Below are 13,953 nucleotides of genomic sequence, written 5' to 3' on the forward strand. Positions count from 1 at the left end.
TTAAATCCAAACAGATTAGTAAAATTGATTATTGCGATAGCTATCATCCACGATATGGATGCGACTCCCTCAGTAGGGTCGATTGACGCTGTATGCGGTGAATGGTGCCTTCTGCAAAGTGTCGATGATAAGCTTCGCCCGGGTTTTGGGCGCCTGCCTCTGAAAATGTTCGAGCCAACAGGAATTGGTATCTGCCGACGACATGCCGCGCGCATGTCATTAGTAAGCGCTGTTTTCAGGCCACGGCTTTGAGTTCATGCGTTGCGGCGTAGACCCAAGGCAGCAGGTCGTCGACGACAGGCGTGGTCATCGATATCGACCACGACCTCGATGCGCGGCAGGTGCGCTGGTAGCGAGCCCCGGTTCGTGCGCCGCTTGGCAACTTGCGACTGGCGAAAAGCCGTGGCAGCCTGTTCCTTCTCTTCCAGTCCGTCGGCTTCGACCTGCTCGGCTTCTTCAAACCCAAGCAGAAGCTGATCCTCGGGAAGCGTCTCTGCCCGTCGACCAAAGCGGTGGCGCTGCAATTCCTTGATGATCTGACGCAGGCGGGCATTCTCCGCCTCACGCGAAAGCACCATGGCTTTCAGCGCGTTCAGGTCATCCGGAAGTTCGTCCGCCGTTATCGTCATGGATCGAGAACAGCATATTTTACCGCTCGGATCGAGAGGCTGGATGGTGCTGATTCAAATGGTCGCGGCCGTCATCCAGCCCTTACCGGCGTGCGCGTTTCGCTCGGCGCATGAACGCGTTTCCAGTCCAGTCCCTCGAACAGCGCCGAGAACTGTGCGGCCGTCAGATGCATCGCGCCGTCCTGCATTCGAGGCCAATGGAACTCGCCATCCTCAAGCCGCTTGGCGACCAGGCGCACGCCGCTGCCATCCCAGAAGATCAGCTTGATCCGGTCCGTTCGTTTGGCGCGGAACACGTAGATCGTGCCAGAGAATGGGTCAGCACCCATCTCCGCCTTCGCCAGTGCTGCCAATCCTTCAGCACCTTTGCGGAAGTCGACGGGCTTGGTGGCGATCATCACCTTTACCGCACCGGACGGACCAATCACGACTGAGCCTTCAAGGCCTGGTTCACGGCAGCAATGGTCGCGCTGTCCGTGCCAGATGCGATCCTGACGATCGCGCCGCCAACCTCCAGCTCGATTGCCGCAATTGGAAGTGCGCTCCTCGTTATCGTCTTTCGCCGTGTCGGGGGTGGCTCTGCCGGACGATCAATTACCGCTGGCACAAACATTGACGGCGAGTCTTGCTTCGCCTGACTTCGCACCTGCCGACGCCAGGTAAACAATTGTCCGGGCGACAACCCATGCCGACGCGCAACAGCACTGACCGACATCTCGCCGCTATAGCTCTCGGCGACAATGCGGTCCTTCTCCTCGTCGCTCCAGTCGCGGCGACGGCCTGTTCCCGTGAAAACCTCAAACCGTTGCAACGGCACATCTTCACTGGTGCCATGCGTAAATCCTGTAATCGTCATATGTCGAAGCCTCGTTCGGCAACAACATCAACAATCACACGCTGATCCGGAAGGTGGGGTCAAGGCACCGCTTACTGTCATTCGGCACGACCAATTGTCTTTCATCATGTGCACGGAGGCAATTCGTTTTTCTGCAGGTGAAGCGGTATGGGTCTGCGGGTTGACCCTAAGTCGTAATTGCCCCTTTGCATGCAAACGTGATCACGAATCGGTCAGCAGGGCTGCCCAGCCGCATTTGCAAAGAGGTTTGCGTCAGATTGAAAGTGCCGACAGTTGGAACCGCAAGGGCCATGGCGGCCCAGAAGTTCCGTTCGCACAAGCAAAGAAACTACCCCTTACCGCCGGATTTACCCCAACGCCTGCTTTTATGATTTCGGCAAGCGTCCACCAGCCTTGACCCGAGCTGGATTTCCCATGGCCGTGCTTCCTGCAGGAATATCTCGCGTGACCACACTACCAGCGCCAACGACAGCGTGATCGCCAATTGTCACGCCCGGGAGAATGATTGCTCCACCGCCAATCCAGGCGTGCCTGCCAATGCTGACAGGCCGTCCCAACTGCAGTCCAGCCTGGCGCTGCTCTGGATCATGTGGATGGTCCGCAGTATAAATCTGCACAGCAGGGCCAATTGCGGTTCCGTCACCGATAGTTACCGCTGCCACGTCAAGAATGACGCAGTTGTAATTGATGTAGACCCAAGCTCCGATCCGGATGTTAAACCCGTAATCGCAGTGGAACGGAGGACGAATAACCGCTCCAAGCCCGACTGCTCCCAATCGTTCTAAAAGGAGCGCATTCCACCGCTCGGCGGAGTCGCCCAGCGTGTCATTATACCGCTTCAACCAAGCCCCGGTGAGGAGCAGCTCGGCTTGGATCTCGGGGTCCGCTGCGTTGTACATTTCGCCTGCCAGCATCTTCTCTTTTTGGCTGCGTTTCATCGTCACTTCTCAGATCTTGTTAGCGGGAGGACGGTACTTGAGTGCGACTACTTCGCGATCAAGCTAGCTAGCACCTGGCACGATATCGGGCGGAGGCGGAGGTGGAATTCATAGTAACACTCCTTGTTCGTGGCAGAAAGGATGAGGCGTCAACTTTAGTCGACCAGCGAGCCGAGTGAGAACTCCCGCGACGAGAATAGTCAGGCTCCAGCTCCCCCGCGACACGTGAAAGCTGAATAACGTGGCTGGGCGGAGGACCATTTTTCAGATGCGCGAGTATCTGGGGAATTGGAGCTAGACCTTGCTGACGGGAATCGGGGTGCTTGCTTCAAGCATGTGCCGCTGGCCTTACAACGGTTAGTCGTGACGGTCTTCACTTCATTGCACCTGCTTAAACGCAAGGACAGCATTCATGCCGCCCATGGCGAAGGCGTTGCTCATGGCCACGCGCACCCTACGCTCCCGGGGCACATTTGGCGTGATGTCCAGGTCACAATCGGGATCCGGCTCGCGATAGTTTGCGGTCGGCGGCACGACATCTTCTTGGATCGCCATCACGCAGGCAATCATTTCGAGCGCACTTGCTGCCCCGAGGCAGTGCGCGTGAGTGGATTTGGTGGAAGAGATGGACATCGATCGAGCATGGTCACCGAAGACGCGCTTAATCGCCATCGTTTCGATCTGATCGTTGGCCTTGGTGCCGGTGCCATGGGCGTTGAGGTAGTCTACATCCTCGGCATTTAAACCCGCATCAACAAGGCAGGCGCGCATCGCCGCCTCCGGCCCATGCACAGCTGGTGCAGCGATGTGGTAGGCATCGGCGGAAAGGCCAATGCCGGCGACCTCGGCAAGCATTGTTGCACCGCGGGCGGCGGCATGCTCATAACTTTCCAGCACCGCCATGCCCGCACCCTCGCCCAAAACTAGTCCTTTCCTGTCGGCGGAGAATGGCCGGCAAGTATCTGGAGCGAGTACGCGCATTGCTTCCCATGCCTTAAGCACGATCCACACGAGTGGCGCGTCGCTTCCTCCAGCTAGCATAACGTCCGCCCTACCGAGCTTGATCTGGTCTACCGCTGAAGCGATCGCATGGTTGGCCGAGGCGCAGGCGGAGGTGGCACCGAAGACTGGCCCCCGCAGCCCGAGGTTCATGCTTACTTGACAGGCAGCCGCGCTAGGCATTGCCTTTACCCCAGTGAATAGCTCAGTGCGGGTCGCGCCGCCCAGTAGGAGGGTGCGGTAGGCCTTCTCGGTAGCGTCCCAGCCGCCAAAGCCAACGCCCACTGTCGCGCCGAAACGGTGGGCATTTTCTTCATCGCACGAAAGGCCGGCCTGTCGCATGGCTTCTCTAGCTGCAAGCACGGCAAGCAGGCTGAAGCGGTCCATGGAGATGAGCTGCTTGCGATCAATGTCGTGTTGAGGCAGCACCTTGATCTCGGTCCCGATCATCCCCTTCAGCTCATGAATCTCTGAATTTGAAATCGGGCCGATGGCGGAGCGGCCTTCGCGCATCTCCGTCCAGATAGAGGAAGCATCGGTGCCCAGTCCGCACAGTCCGCCCAATCCGGTGATAACGACGCGCTTGTCCATTCAGACCTCCCTAGTGAGCAAGCCACGGACGGCTTCCACCACGTCGCCGATATTGTTGAGGTTCGACCAGGCATCCGCCGTATTCATCTCGATCTTGATGCCGTAGATTTGCTCCAGATCCCAAAGGACATCGGCCAAACCCAGCGAATCGATGCCAAGCGAAGTCAACTCCGTGTCAGTCGTTATTTCGCCGAGCGCTACGGTCGTTCTCTCGCCGTTTTCAGCTTTGACGAGCTTATTGATCGCACTGATAATTTCCAGTGTGAGTTGATCAGCCATTTGTGTTCCTTTCCATCATGCCTAATTTCGACAAGCCGCCGGCCTTGCGAGAAGACCCGATCCAATTGCTGCTAACATCGGAAGATGTTCCGGCTCGTCTGCGAAGTGATGACAGAACCGACAAAATTACCCAACCTCACCGCGCGGCTGCCTTGCTATGGATCATATGAAATGATTGGTAAAATTGATTGTGTGGATCAAAAGCATCCACGCCATGGATCGTGGCTCGGCGCATTGCGCGGCTGAATTCATTAGCGGGCGGCGTTTCAAACCCTCCAGGAAAAGCGTGATTACGCGGATCGAAAGTATTGAGCTTTGGCCCTTCCCGGGCCGGCGCGTTATCAGTGCGGCGCAGGAAGCATGTGCGGGAGGTCGATGAAGTCGCCGTGGCGTGATGCTGGTTTTCAGCATTGAGCCGAACATAAATGACAGGAATAAAGTTTTGAATCACTTTGCATTAGGCCAGGTAAAGCATACATGGCACCTTCTCAGGTAGAAACGATCGCTCTCGGCACAATGGCTTAAATCGCTGGATGAGCTGAGGCACCGGGACCCGCCTATAATGCGTTGCCTCGTTAGGGGACCGAATGCATCGGTTCCAATGATCAGCGCCCATCTAACTACTGGGGCTGTGGAATGAACCCGGGGGTGCCGCTTACGACGTGCAACTTTGCATCTCAGATTCCATGCGCGAAGCCTCTTTGATCATAATCTTGCGCATCCATATGTTTCCAGGATCAGTGTTGTGAAGAGCCGGCCATTGGACAGCCTCAGTGAACGAAAGCAGTGGCAAAGGATGCTCGATGATCCGTAAGGGGATAGTTTGTTCGTAATGTTTGACCAGCCGGAGCGGGATGGTTGCTATTCGGTTAGTGCCTGACAGCAACGGCGGGATCAGGTTAAACCCCGGCACGACGAGTTCAATACGCCTCTTGAAGCCGTGCTCCAGCAATAACCATTGCTCAACAGAAGGCTTAAGACCACGTCCGAACTTAGCCGCAACATGCCCCATGGACATATATTGCTCCAGGGAGAGCTTCCCTGGCAGCTGCTCGTTCGTAGGGCAGCCGACACACACCAGTTCCTCTTCGAAAAGCCTTGCTTTTGGGTGGGCGCCAGACATGAACAAATCCGGAAGGATCAGAAAATCAACATCCCCACGGCGGAGAAGCTCCTCCGGATCGTCGTCAAGTGGCAGCAACTCGAAGCTGACCCCCGGCGCCTCTCGAGCTAAGCGCAAGATGATCTTGTCGAAGAAGACCAGTGCCATGAAGTCTGAAAGGATAATTCTGAATCGGCGGTCGGACTCCGCAGGGATTATTGGATCCCATGCGATGACGGAGAGCTGAATATGCAAGAGAGCATCGCGAACAGCGGGGGCGAGTGCCTCCGCACGCGGGGTCGGAATTAGCTCCCGTCTCTGCATAATAAAAAGCTCGTCGTTGAAATAGGCGCGCAACCTGGAGATGGCAGCGCTCATGGCGGGTTGGCTGAGGTTGATGCTGCGTGCCGCTGCTGTGAGCTTGCGCTCGGTCATTAGAGCGTCGAGCGCTACAAGAAGGTTGAGATCAAGGCCTTTAAAACGCATGAGTGTATATCCATTCCATAGATGATTGCCATCCAAACAATCGATTTTACCAATCTTTCGGATCACTTATAGAAAAGCCGGAACTTGATCAATATCAAGGCCGGGAACGAAAAATCGAAATGCCGGGCAAGGGCCCGATTTCAATTCTTTACTTCTCCTAACCGCTCGATTGTCTAACCGGCAATCCAATAGTCATGCGCAACAATCTCGCGCGGCTTTGATCGTGGCTGGGTGAAGGAACAACGTGGAGCTTTTGCATGTCTTCTGAAGTGCGATGGAAAATATGCTGGGAAAATGAGTTGGAAGCTTCAGACCACGCGGAGCTCGCTGATTTTTTTTGCAAGACCTATGGGCCGACGGGAGCTTTCAATGCCAAGCCGTTCGAGACTGGCCGAAGCTGGGGTGGTGCGAGGCCCGAACGCCGCGCAATCGCATATGACTCGCGCGGTGTCGCTAGCCACATGGGCTTGTTACGCCGCTTCGTAAGGGTCGGTACGACTGATTTGCTTGTGGCCGAGCTAGGCCTGTACGGAGTGCGACCGGATCTAGAAGGATTAGGCATCGCTCACTCGGTCCGCGCTATGTTTCCGGTTCTGCGCGAGTTGAGCGTTCCATTTGCTTTTGGAACAGTTCGCCACGCCATGCGGAATCACATGGAAAGATACTGCCGAGACGGAACCGCCAATATGATGACGGGGCTGCGTGTGCGCTCCACGCTTCCAGACGCGCATTCCGACCTGCCAGCCACGCGCACTGAAGATGTCCTCGTATTGGTAGTTCCCGTCGACCGTCCGATGACTGAGTGGCCTGCGGGCTCGTTGATTGAACGAAACGGGTCGGAACTATGAAGCGGCCTGCCTATATGAGCGAAGTACCGGTCAATCACACAAACGGACCGGAAGATCGCTGCGTTTACTTGACGTTCGATGATGGTCCCAATCCATTCTGCACGCCGCAAATCCTTGATGTTCTAGCTGAGCACCGCGTCCCGGCAACATTTTTTGCTATCGGTTCCTACGTGAAGGATCACCCGGAACTCATTCAACGCCTTGTGGCGGAAGGTCATGATGTCGCCAATCATACCATGACGCATCCCGACCTCGCCACCTGCGATCCCAAGGATGTGAAACGTGAAATAGACGAGGCGCATCAAGCTATTGTCTCGGCCTGTCCCCAAGCCCAGGTCCGGCACTTACGAGCGCCTTACGGGGCGTGGACTGAAGACGTGCTCTCAGCATCGGTGAGGGCTGGACTTGGAGCCGTTCACTGGTCGGCCGACCCTAGAGATTGGTCTTGCCCGGGCACCGATGTGATCGTTGATGAGGTGCTTGCTGCTGCTCGGCCTGGGGCAATCGTACTTTTGCACGACGGGTGTCCGCCCGATGAGGTTGAGCAATGCTCGCTTGCCGGACTGCGTGACCAGACGCTTTTAGCACTCTCTCGAATTATTCCGGCACTGCATAGCCGCGGATTCCAAATTCGTTCACTTCCCTGAAACACTGGACAAACGAGAAACCATGACCCTGCTCGCAACAACCAGCATCGCCGCCGTCTCGCTTTATGCAATGCTCTCCACTGTTTATAAGAGCGCGCAGGTCTTTCATGCTAGGCGGACAACGATCTCAACAACACCTGCGAAACATATCGACGCCACCTCTGTGCCAAGCGTTGATGTCATTGTGCCGTCCTTCAACGAGGACCCAATCGTTCTTTCGGAATGCCTCGCGTCGCTTGCGGAGCAAGATTATGCCGGAAAATTGCGTATTTATGTAGTAGACGACGGTTCCAGAAATCGCGACCCGGTTGTGGCTCAGCGCGCTGCCTATGCAGACGATGAAAGATTCAGCTTCATAATTCTCGCTAAAAATGTTGGAAAGCGCAAAGCGCAAATCGCCGCTATCACCCAGTCCTCTGGGGATCTCATCTTGAACGTGGACTCAGACACCACGCTCGCCCCCGACGTCGTCTCCAAGCTCGCCCACAAAATGCGCGATCCAGCGGTCGGTGCGGCGATGGGCCAATTGAAAGCCAGTAACCAGGGGGACACTTGGCTGACTCGCTTGATTGACATGGAGTACTGGCTTGCCTGCAACGAGGAGCGCGCGGCGCAAGCTCGCTTCGGTGCAGTTATGTGCTGCTGCGGCCCATGCGCGATGTACCGGCGTTCTGCTATGCTCTCGCTGCTGGATCAGTACGAGACGCAACTTTATCGCGGCAAGCCGAGTGACTTCGGTGAAGATCGCCATTTAACGATTCTCATGCTGAGCGCAGGTTTTCGAACTGAGTATGTTCCGAGCGCCATCGCGGCGACAGTTGTTCCTGACACAATAGGTGTTTATCTGCGTCAACAACTACGGTGGGCACGCAGCACTTTTCGGGATACTTTGCTTGCGTTCCCCGTACTGCCTGGCCTTGATCGATATCTCACGCTGGACGTAATCGGGCAAAATGGCGGCCCTTTACTTCTTGCGCTGTCGGTGTTGACGGGTATTGGGCAGTTTGCGATGACCGCCACAGTACCATGGTGGACGATCATGGTCATCGGCTCCATGACTCTTGTGCGATGCAGCGTGGTTGCCTATCGCGCCCGCGAACTTAGGTTTCTGGGCTTTGCTCTCCACACGCTCGTGAACATCTTTCTCTTAATTCCTTTGAAGGCCTATGCCCTTTGTACCTTATCCAATAGCGACTGGCTGTCGCGCGGATCAGTCGCGATTGCGCCGAATGTTGGTCAGGGAGCTACCAAAGTGCCAGGGCGGGCGACATCTGAAATTGCCTATAGTGGCGAGTGATGGACGCGTCACTGCACCTCAAAATTTGGGACAAGAAATGAACGGGCAATTAGCGAATTTGAAGACGGCGATCGCTGATCCGCACCAGGATCATATCATCCTATCGGAGCGGCAGGGCCAATCAAAAAGTAAGTCAATGGATTCGCCTTCTGGGTCCTTGTCTTCAGTTGCAATCGACCTGGCCGGTGTTTCGAAATCATATGGTGGTAAAGTCGTCGTCAATGACTTGTCGTTTACTATCGCCGCCGGAGAATGTTTTGGTCTTTTAGGGCCGAACGGCGCAGGTAAAAGTACGATCACCCGTATGATCCTAGGGATGACGTCGCCAAGTGCAGGCACAATCACTGTACTCGGAGCACGGGAACCGCGCCAGGTTCGCTTGGCACGAGCGAAAATCGGGATCGTGTCTCAGTTCGATAATCTCGACCTGGAATTCACGGTCCGCGAAAACCTTTTAGTATACGGCCGCTACTTCCGCATGAGCACCCGAGAAATCGAAGCGGTCATCCCGTCTCTGCTTGATTTTGCGAGACTTGAGAGCAAGACGAATACGCGTGTGGCAGACCTATCTGGAGGAATGAAGCGGCGCCTCACTTTGGCGCGTGCGCTCATTAATGACCCACAGCTACTCATTTTGGACGAGCCGACCACTGGTCTCGACCCACACGCACGACACTTGATCTGGGAGCGGCTTCGATCGCTGTTGGCACGAGGCAAGACAATTCTTCTGACCACCCATATCATGGAAGAGGCGGAGCGCTTGTGCGACCGGCTGTGCGTGCTTGAAGCTGGGCGAAAGATCGCCGAAGGCCGACCGCATGCCCTGATCGAGGAGCAGATTGGCTGTCCCGTGATCGAAATTTATGGTGGCGATCCGCAGGAGCTTAGTCTTTTGATCAGGCCAAACGCTAGGCGACTGGAAATCAGCGGAGAGACCCTGTTCTGCTACACGCCTGATCCAGAGCAGGTGCGCGCGCAACTGCGTGGATATTCGGGCCTGCGCTTGCTGGAGCGTCCACCAAATCTAGAGGATGTCTTCTTGCGGTTAACCGGACGCGAGATGGAGAAGTAGACGATGAGCGTAGCAACATTACCCGCTGGCGGTTTGAACTGGCTCGCAGTTTGGCGCAGAAACTATCTGGCTTGGAAAAAAGCGGCGCTGGCATCCATTCTCGGAAATCTAGCCGATCCCATAATATACCTATTCGGGCTCGGCGCTGGATTGGGAGTGATGGTAGGGCACGTTGACGGCGTATCGTACACCGCATTTTTGGCGGCTGGAATGATCGCGACAAGCGCGATGACTGCTGCAACTTTCGAGACTATCTATGCGGCCTTTGGCCGAATGCAGGGCCAGCGCACCTGGGAAGCAATGTTGTACACACAGCTCAGGCTAGGGGATATCGTCGTTGGGGAAATGGCGTGGGCGGCAACTAAGGCGTCGCTCGCAGGCACCGGCATTGGTATCGTCGCCGCCATGTTGGGATACACTCACTGGCTGTCTCTTCTCTATGCTCTTCCGGTCATTGCCCTTACTGGCTTTGCCTTTGCGAGCCTCGGTATGGTGGTCACGGCCCTCGCGCCCAGCTACGATTATTTCATATTTTATCAAACGCTTGTCATCACACCGATGTTGTTCTTATCAGGCGCAGTCTTTCCCATCGACCAATTGCCTGTAGCATTCCAGCAGCTTGCGGCGTTCTTGCCCTTGGCACATGCGGTAGATGTTATCCGCCCGACGATGCTGGGCCAATCAATCACCAATGTCTGCCTGCACATCGGCGTTCTCTGCATCTACATAGTCGTACCATTCTTCTTGTCTACCGCATTGCTTCGGCGGCGACTGATGCGGTGAAGAATGCTGCTTAGCAAGTAAAAGGGCACATCGCGTCTCCGCGGCCATCATCGCTAACCATATTGGGGCAGCGACGACCCCCGGCACCAGCGGCGTGATGCCGCCTCACCAATTTGCTACGGCTGCCACCGTCAGCACCTCACTACGATTGCGCGGCCTAATGCCAAGGTCAAACGACCATTTTTCCGGCCTCGGCCAGCATGGTCTGCGTGAGCCCAGCGATGCCGCCGATGACGACCGTGCTGTCGAGCCCCGTCAGCTGATCAATCAGGGTCGGCGATAGCCGTTGGTCTGTACGCGATCTTGCGGTTTCTAGGGACGACACAATCCTCGATGGCATGACCCACAGAAACTAGGCCGGAACCGCCACGTTTTCGGCTAGAGAAAGCAACAGACAGCCTGGCAATTCCCCTAAACCAGCCTTAATCTGATCGTCACAAAACTGTTGGAGGGAACTCCAAAAAAACTTTGGAGCAAGGTCGGCCGGGGCTCCTTCGGGCCGACTCCTTGATTCAATTGGTGTCGTGGAGGCGGCATGGGATAACTGGTGTTAGTTGCGGAGTCCACGGGGAAAGGTCAGGCGGCGCGCCAAGTGGTTGCCGAAGTCAACCAACCCGATCCATAATGTCGGACTGAATGGTCATAGCAGTGTATATTGAAGCGTCCAATGGCAGATCTCCAAACGCGAGTTGACACAGAAGATAGTTGGCGCCTGCCTCTTCCAACTGATCAAGAAGAGACCGTCGCACAGAGGCTGCCGTTCCTACTACGCACAATTCACTCTCAATTGCGGCATCCAAGGTCAGCGGCAGGTTTGACGGAACTGGGATCGCATTGATATCGTATAGAAATTTGAAGCTCTTAACCCATCGTTCGTAAGCAGGTGCCGCGAGTGAATAGGCATGCGCGGCAGAACGTCCGACCACCACCATTCGGAGCAATCCGAGAAATGAGGCTTGGTCGTCCGTGCCATCGTAGTCCTCTCGATGGGAATGGAAGGCATCAGTAATTTTGCGAACAACAGACGCGGGTCCTAGGCACGCGATATTCGCGCCATTTGCGGCGGCCCAAGCTGCAGACTCGGGCCGGTTGGTGGCGATCCAAATGGGCGGATGCGGACGCTGATAAGGCTTCAGCGTCAATGGTACGTTGTTTAGCTCAAAGTGATCGCCTTGGTAGGATAGCGTACCGCCCTTCATTGCCTTGACAAGGATTTCACTGGCTTCGACGTAACGCTCCGGCACCGCGTCCGCATCAATTCCAAAGTAACCCAATTCGATTGGGAGTGATCCGCGGCCTATGCCCAACTCGAGCCTACCACCGCTCAACTGGTCAAGCATACAGATCTCTTCAAACGCGCGTAGCGGATGACACAGGCTTAGCAGCATGACCATGGGGCCGACGCGAAGATGACGAGTGCGCTGTGCCACGCTCGATAAGAACAAATTCGGCGATGGGCCTCTGCCATGCGGAGTACAATGGTGCTCTGCGAGATGATACGCATAAAAACCGAGCCGATCGCAGGTCTCTGCTAGCGTAAGGCGATTTGCATATTGTTGTGCGAGGTCGCGACCATCCTCGTCCAAATGATCAAAGATGCCGAAGCTTAGCTTTGCAGGAAAGGCGTTTCTCATTCCGTATCTCCAACGTTCATGCACATCCTTCAGGCACCGATCCAAATTTAAGACTTGGATTGCTGAGCGGACATGATCTCATGCTCAGGGCGAACTTACCTCTGAGCTTTGCGTCTGCGAGGGCAGATCATTGAGATCTCGAAATTGCCCGCAGCCATCTGTGATTTTGCTGTTGCCGAAAGTCCACCGTCAGGCGTCGGCCCGCTCTACATCACCAAGACCTAGAGAATGCCGACCCGGTGGCGTCGTCGACGCTTTGCAGGTCGTGCCGACGCGCGCCTTTTGTGAAGATGGTTCCTGATTTGACTTTGATGGCCGGTCCAAACCGGGCGGATAGTATCGAGCAGCGGCCTCCCGTTGCCCGCCATATCATGTTTATGCAACGCATAGAGCAGAGGCAGCGTTGCTTTAAGGCCGGCCTTCGAGATCCTCAGCTCCCATAATATCGCTGACCGCCGCAAGAAATGCATCCATCTGCGCTTTTGTACCGATGCTAACGCGGATGGAATATTCCAGTCCTCTATCGGGGAAGACAGCAATGAGTATCTTTTTCCGCTCCAGGGAGGCTTGCCACCAGACGCTATCTCTTCCTGCTGGCACACGGGCCAGCAGGAAGTTTGCATGCGAGGGAGTTACGGTGAAACCAAATTGCGAGAGCGCTGCGCTCACTCGCTGTCTCTCATACTTAATTTGCTTGTGGTTCTCGTCGTAGGCGGACCGATTCGAAAGGATGCTGACGCCAACAGCATGGCCAATCACGTTCATGTTGAAGACGTTCTGTATGTTTCGCAGTCTGCCGATGACCTCAGGATGACCGAATCCGAGCCCAACTCGAATGCCCGCAGCAGCATAGCTCTTCGAAAATGTTCTTAAGAGCAGGAGGTTCGCATGACGCTTAACCAGACGTAGAGCATCGTCAGGTGCAAAGTCGACATAGGCTTCATCCAAAACAATCAACCGATCCGATTGTGCCACAAGGAGTTCGATGTCAGCAATCGGAATAAATGTTCCGGTTGGGTTGTTCGGATTAGCCAACAGAATGAACTTGGCATCTTTTGCTGGTCCGAGGAGTAATTGCTTTGACAGCAATGAGTGAATTTCCCCCCACCCAATTTCCAGAAAATCAGCTCCTTGCAAAAAGGCCAGTTTGCGGTTGAATGAAAACCCCGGCGACACCATCGCGACAGTGTCACCCGGAGCAAGGAATGCCCTGTAGATAAGCCCGAGAAGTTCAGATGATCCGTTCCCGGCGATCACCTGATCTCTGGAGAGGTCATAGGTAAGGGCGGCTGCTTCCCTCAGACTGATGTTGTCATTTTCCGGATACAGATACTGCCGTTCGAGGGCAGCAATAGCGCTCTGCATGACAACTGCCGGCAACGCAAATGGATTTTCATTCGTGTTTAGCTTGATGCAACCAGCATCCGGCGCCTTACTGGAAGGCAGAGCGTTCAGCTGTCTGGGCACTTCCGCAAGAGCCGAAAGCACGCTCTGCAATTTTGCATCCGACATGTTTTTCTCCGTTTCATTCGCTGGGGCGATCACATTGTGCCGGTACAAATACTCCTGTTCGTCCATTCCATATCGGCTCGCGACTTTTTTATTGGATTTTCATACGGTTGGTAAAATCATTTCTATGCATGGCATCCATCCACGCTATCAATTGACTGGCAGGCTGTGCGGGAAGGGACAGGAGAGCAGGGACGTTGCCGACTGTCCGCGAGCACATGTTTCGAAAATGGCAGCGCGATAGGAAGTCGATCGAAATGGCCTTCTCGAAACTTACCCGGCC

14 protein-coding genes and 1 pseudogene are annotated in these 13,953 nt (G+C 55.3%); 5 read left to right on the forward strand and 10 right to left on the reverse strand.

Annotated elements, in window-relative coordinates; genetic code table 11:
- Positions 1-296 precede the first annotated feature (296 nt).
- The 8 genes and pseudogenes from J0663_RS30510 to nodD1 all read right to left on the reverse strand — a co-directional run.
- Positions 297-629: pseudogene (locus J0663_RS30510) on the reverse strand (transposase domain-containing protein); the annotation flags it as partial.
- Positions 630-700: 71 nt separating this feature from the next.
- Complete coding sequence (gene tnpB, locus J0663_RS30515) at positions 701-1,057, reverse strand: IS66 family insertion sequence element accessory protein TnpB (protein WP_207246251.1); 357 nt, start codon at positions 1,055-1,057, stop codon at positions 701-703.
- Positions 1,054-1,485 carry an IS66-like element accessory protein TnpA gene (gene tnpA, locus J0663_RS30520; protein WP_138396805.1) on the reverse strand — a complete coding sequence of 144 codons (432 nt, stop codon included), beginning with the start codon at positions 1,483-1,485 and terminating at the stop codon, positions 1,054-1,056. Before tnpA ends, tnpB begins: the two co-directional genes overlap by 4 nt.
- Positions 1,486-1,850: 365 nt before the next feature.
- Positions 1,851-2,423, reverse strand: a complete 573-nt coding sequence (gene nodL / locus J0663_RS30525) for a nodulation O-acetyltransferase NodL (protein WP_138396804.1) — start codon at positions 2,421-2,423, stop codon at positions 1,851-1,853.
- A 378-nt stretch (positions 2,424-2,801) separates the two neighbouring features.
- On the reverse strand, positions 2,802-4,013 hold the full coding sequence (locus tag J0663_RS30530) for a beta-ketoacyl-[acyl-carrier-protein] synthase family protein (RefSeq protein ID WP_138396803.1): 1,212 nt from the start codon (positions 4,011-4,013) through the stop codon (positions 2,802-2,804).
- Positions 4,014-4,292: an acyl carrier protein gene (locus tag J0663_RS30535; protein WP_138396802.1), complete on the reverse strand. Its 279-nt coding sequence runs from the start codon at positions 4,290-4,292 to the stop codon at positions 4,014-4,016.
- Positions 4,293-4,428: 136 nt separating this feature from the next.
- Entirely contained in the window at positions 4,429-4,743 is a 315-nt protein-coding gene (locus J0663_RS30540; RefSeq protein ID WP_138396801.1) for a hypothetical protein, read from the reverse strand.
- A gap of 204 nt (positions 4,744-4,947) precedes the next feature.
- Positions 4,948-5,880, reverse strand: a complete 933-nt coding sequence (nodD1, locus tag J0663_RS30545) for a transcriptional regulator NodD1 (RefSeq protein ID WP_151519978.1) — start codon at positions 5,878-5,880, stop codon at positions 4,948-4,950.
- Between the two features lie 257 nt (positions 5,881-6,137).
- Between nodD1 and J0663_RS30550 the strand changes: the two genes are divergently transcribed.
- Genes J0663_RS30550 through J0663_RS30570 form a run of 5 tightly spaced genes read left to right on the forward strand, consistent with a single transcriptional unit; the run spans position 6,138 to position 10,527 of the window.
- The gene (locus J0663_RS30550; RefSeq protein ID WP_017958626.1) at positions 6,138-6,728 is read left to right on the forward strand and encodes a NodA family N-acyltransferase; all 591 of its coding nucleotides are present in this window, start codon (positions 6,138-6,140) and stop codon (positions 6,726-6,728) included.
- Entirely contained in the window at positions 6,725-7,375 is a 651-nt protein-coding gene (gene nodB, locus J0663_RS30555) for a chitooligosaccharide deacetylase NodB (protein ID WP_138333873.1), read from the forward strand. Before J0663_RS30550 ends, nodB begins: the two co-directional genes overlap by 4 nt.
- Before the next feature lie 22 nt (positions 7,376-7,397).
- Positions 7,398-8,672, forward strand: a complete 1,275-nt coding sequence (gene nodC, locus J0663_RS30560) for a chitooligosaccharide synthase NodC (protein ID WP_207246252.1) — start codon at positions 7,398-7,400, stop codon at positions 8,670-8,672.
- Positions 8,673-8,709: 37 nt separating this feature from the next.
- Entirely contained in the window at positions 8,710-9,744 is a 1,035-nt protein-coding gene (nodI, locus tag J0663_RS30565; RefSeq protein ID WP_138396798.1) for a nodulation factor ABC transporter ATP-binding protein NodI, read from the forward strand.
- Between the two features lie 3 nt (positions 9,745-9,747).
- Positions 9,748-10,527: an ABC transporter permease gene (locus J0663_RS30570; RefSeq protein WP_138396797.1), complete on the forward strand. Its 780-nt coding sequence runs from the start codon at positions 9,748-9,750 to the stop codon at positions 10,525-10,527.
- Positions 10,528-11,132: 605 nt separating this feature from the next.
- Here the strand turns inward: J0663_RS30570 and J0663_RS30575 are convergent.
- Together J0663_RS30575 and J0663_RS30580 are read right to left on the reverse strand one after the other, a co-directional pair.
- A complete protein-coding gene (locus tag J0663_RS30575) occupies positions 11,133-12,161 on the reverse strand; it encodes an LLM class flavin-dependent oxidoreductase (RefSeq protein WP_105009920.1) in 1,029 nt (342 codons plus the stop codon).
- 408 nt (positions 12,162-12,569) lie between these two features.
- Complete coding sequence (locus tag J0663_RS30580; RefSeq protein ID WP_138396826.1) at positions 12,570-13,673, reverse strand: pyridoxal phosphate-dependent aminotransferase; 1,104 nt, start codon at positions 13,671-13,673, stop codon at positions 12,570-12,572.
- Between the last annotated feature and the right edge of the window lie 280 nt (positions 13,674-13,953).

Origin of the sequence: Rhizobium lentis, from assembly GCF_017352135.1 — a bacterium.
GTDB lineage: Bacteria > Pseudomonadota > Alphaproteobacteria > Rhizobiales > Rhizobiaceae > Rhizobium > Rhizobium lentis.

Coding starts and splice junctions, on each gene's coding strand:
- tnpA (WP_138396805.1), bottom strand. CDS start 1,485: ATGACGATTACAGGATTTACGCATGGCACCAGTGAAGATGTGCCGTTG.
- nodL (WP_138396804.1), bottom strand. CDS start 2,423: ATGAAACGCAGCCAAAAAGAGAAGATGCTGGCAGGCGAAATGTACAAC.
- J0663_RS30530 (WP_138396803.1), bottom strand. CDS start 4,013: ATGGACAAGCGCGTCGTTATCACCGGATTGGGCGGACTGTGCGGACTG.
- J0663_RS30535 (WP_138396802.1), bottom strand. CDS start 4,292: ATGGCTGATCAACTCACACTGGAAATTATCAGTGCGATCAATAAGCTC.
- nodD1 (WP_151519978.1), bottom strand. CDS start 5,880: ATGCGTTTTAAAGGCCTTGATCTCAACCTTCTTGTAGCGCTCGACGCT.
- J0663_RS30550 (WP_017958626.1), top strand. CDS start 6,138: ATGTCTTCTGAAGTGCGATGGAAAATATGCTGGGAAAATGAGTTGGAA.
- nodB (WP_138333873.1), top strand. CDS start 6,725: ATGAAGCGGCCTGCCTATATGAGCGAAGTACCGGTCAATCACACAAAC.
- nodC (WP_207246252.1), top strand. CDS start 7,398: ATGACCCTGCTCGCAACAACCAGCATCGCCGCCGTCTCGCTTTATGCA.
- nodI (WP_138396798.1), top strand. CDS start 8,710: ATGAACGGGCAATTAGCGAATTTGAAGACGGCGATCGCTGATCCGCAC.
- J0663_RS30570 (WP_138396797.1), top strand. CDS start 9,748: ATGAGCGTAGCAACATTACCCGCTGGCGGTTTGAACTGGCTCGCAGTT.
- J0663_RS30575 (WP_105009920.1), bottom strand. CDS start 12,161: ATGAGAAACGCCTTTCCTGCAAAGCTAAGCTTCGGCATCTTTGATCAT.
- J0663_RS30580 (WP_138396826.1), bottom strand. CDS start 13,673: ATGTCGGATGCAAAATTGCAGAGCGTGCTTTCGGCTCTTGCGGAAGTG.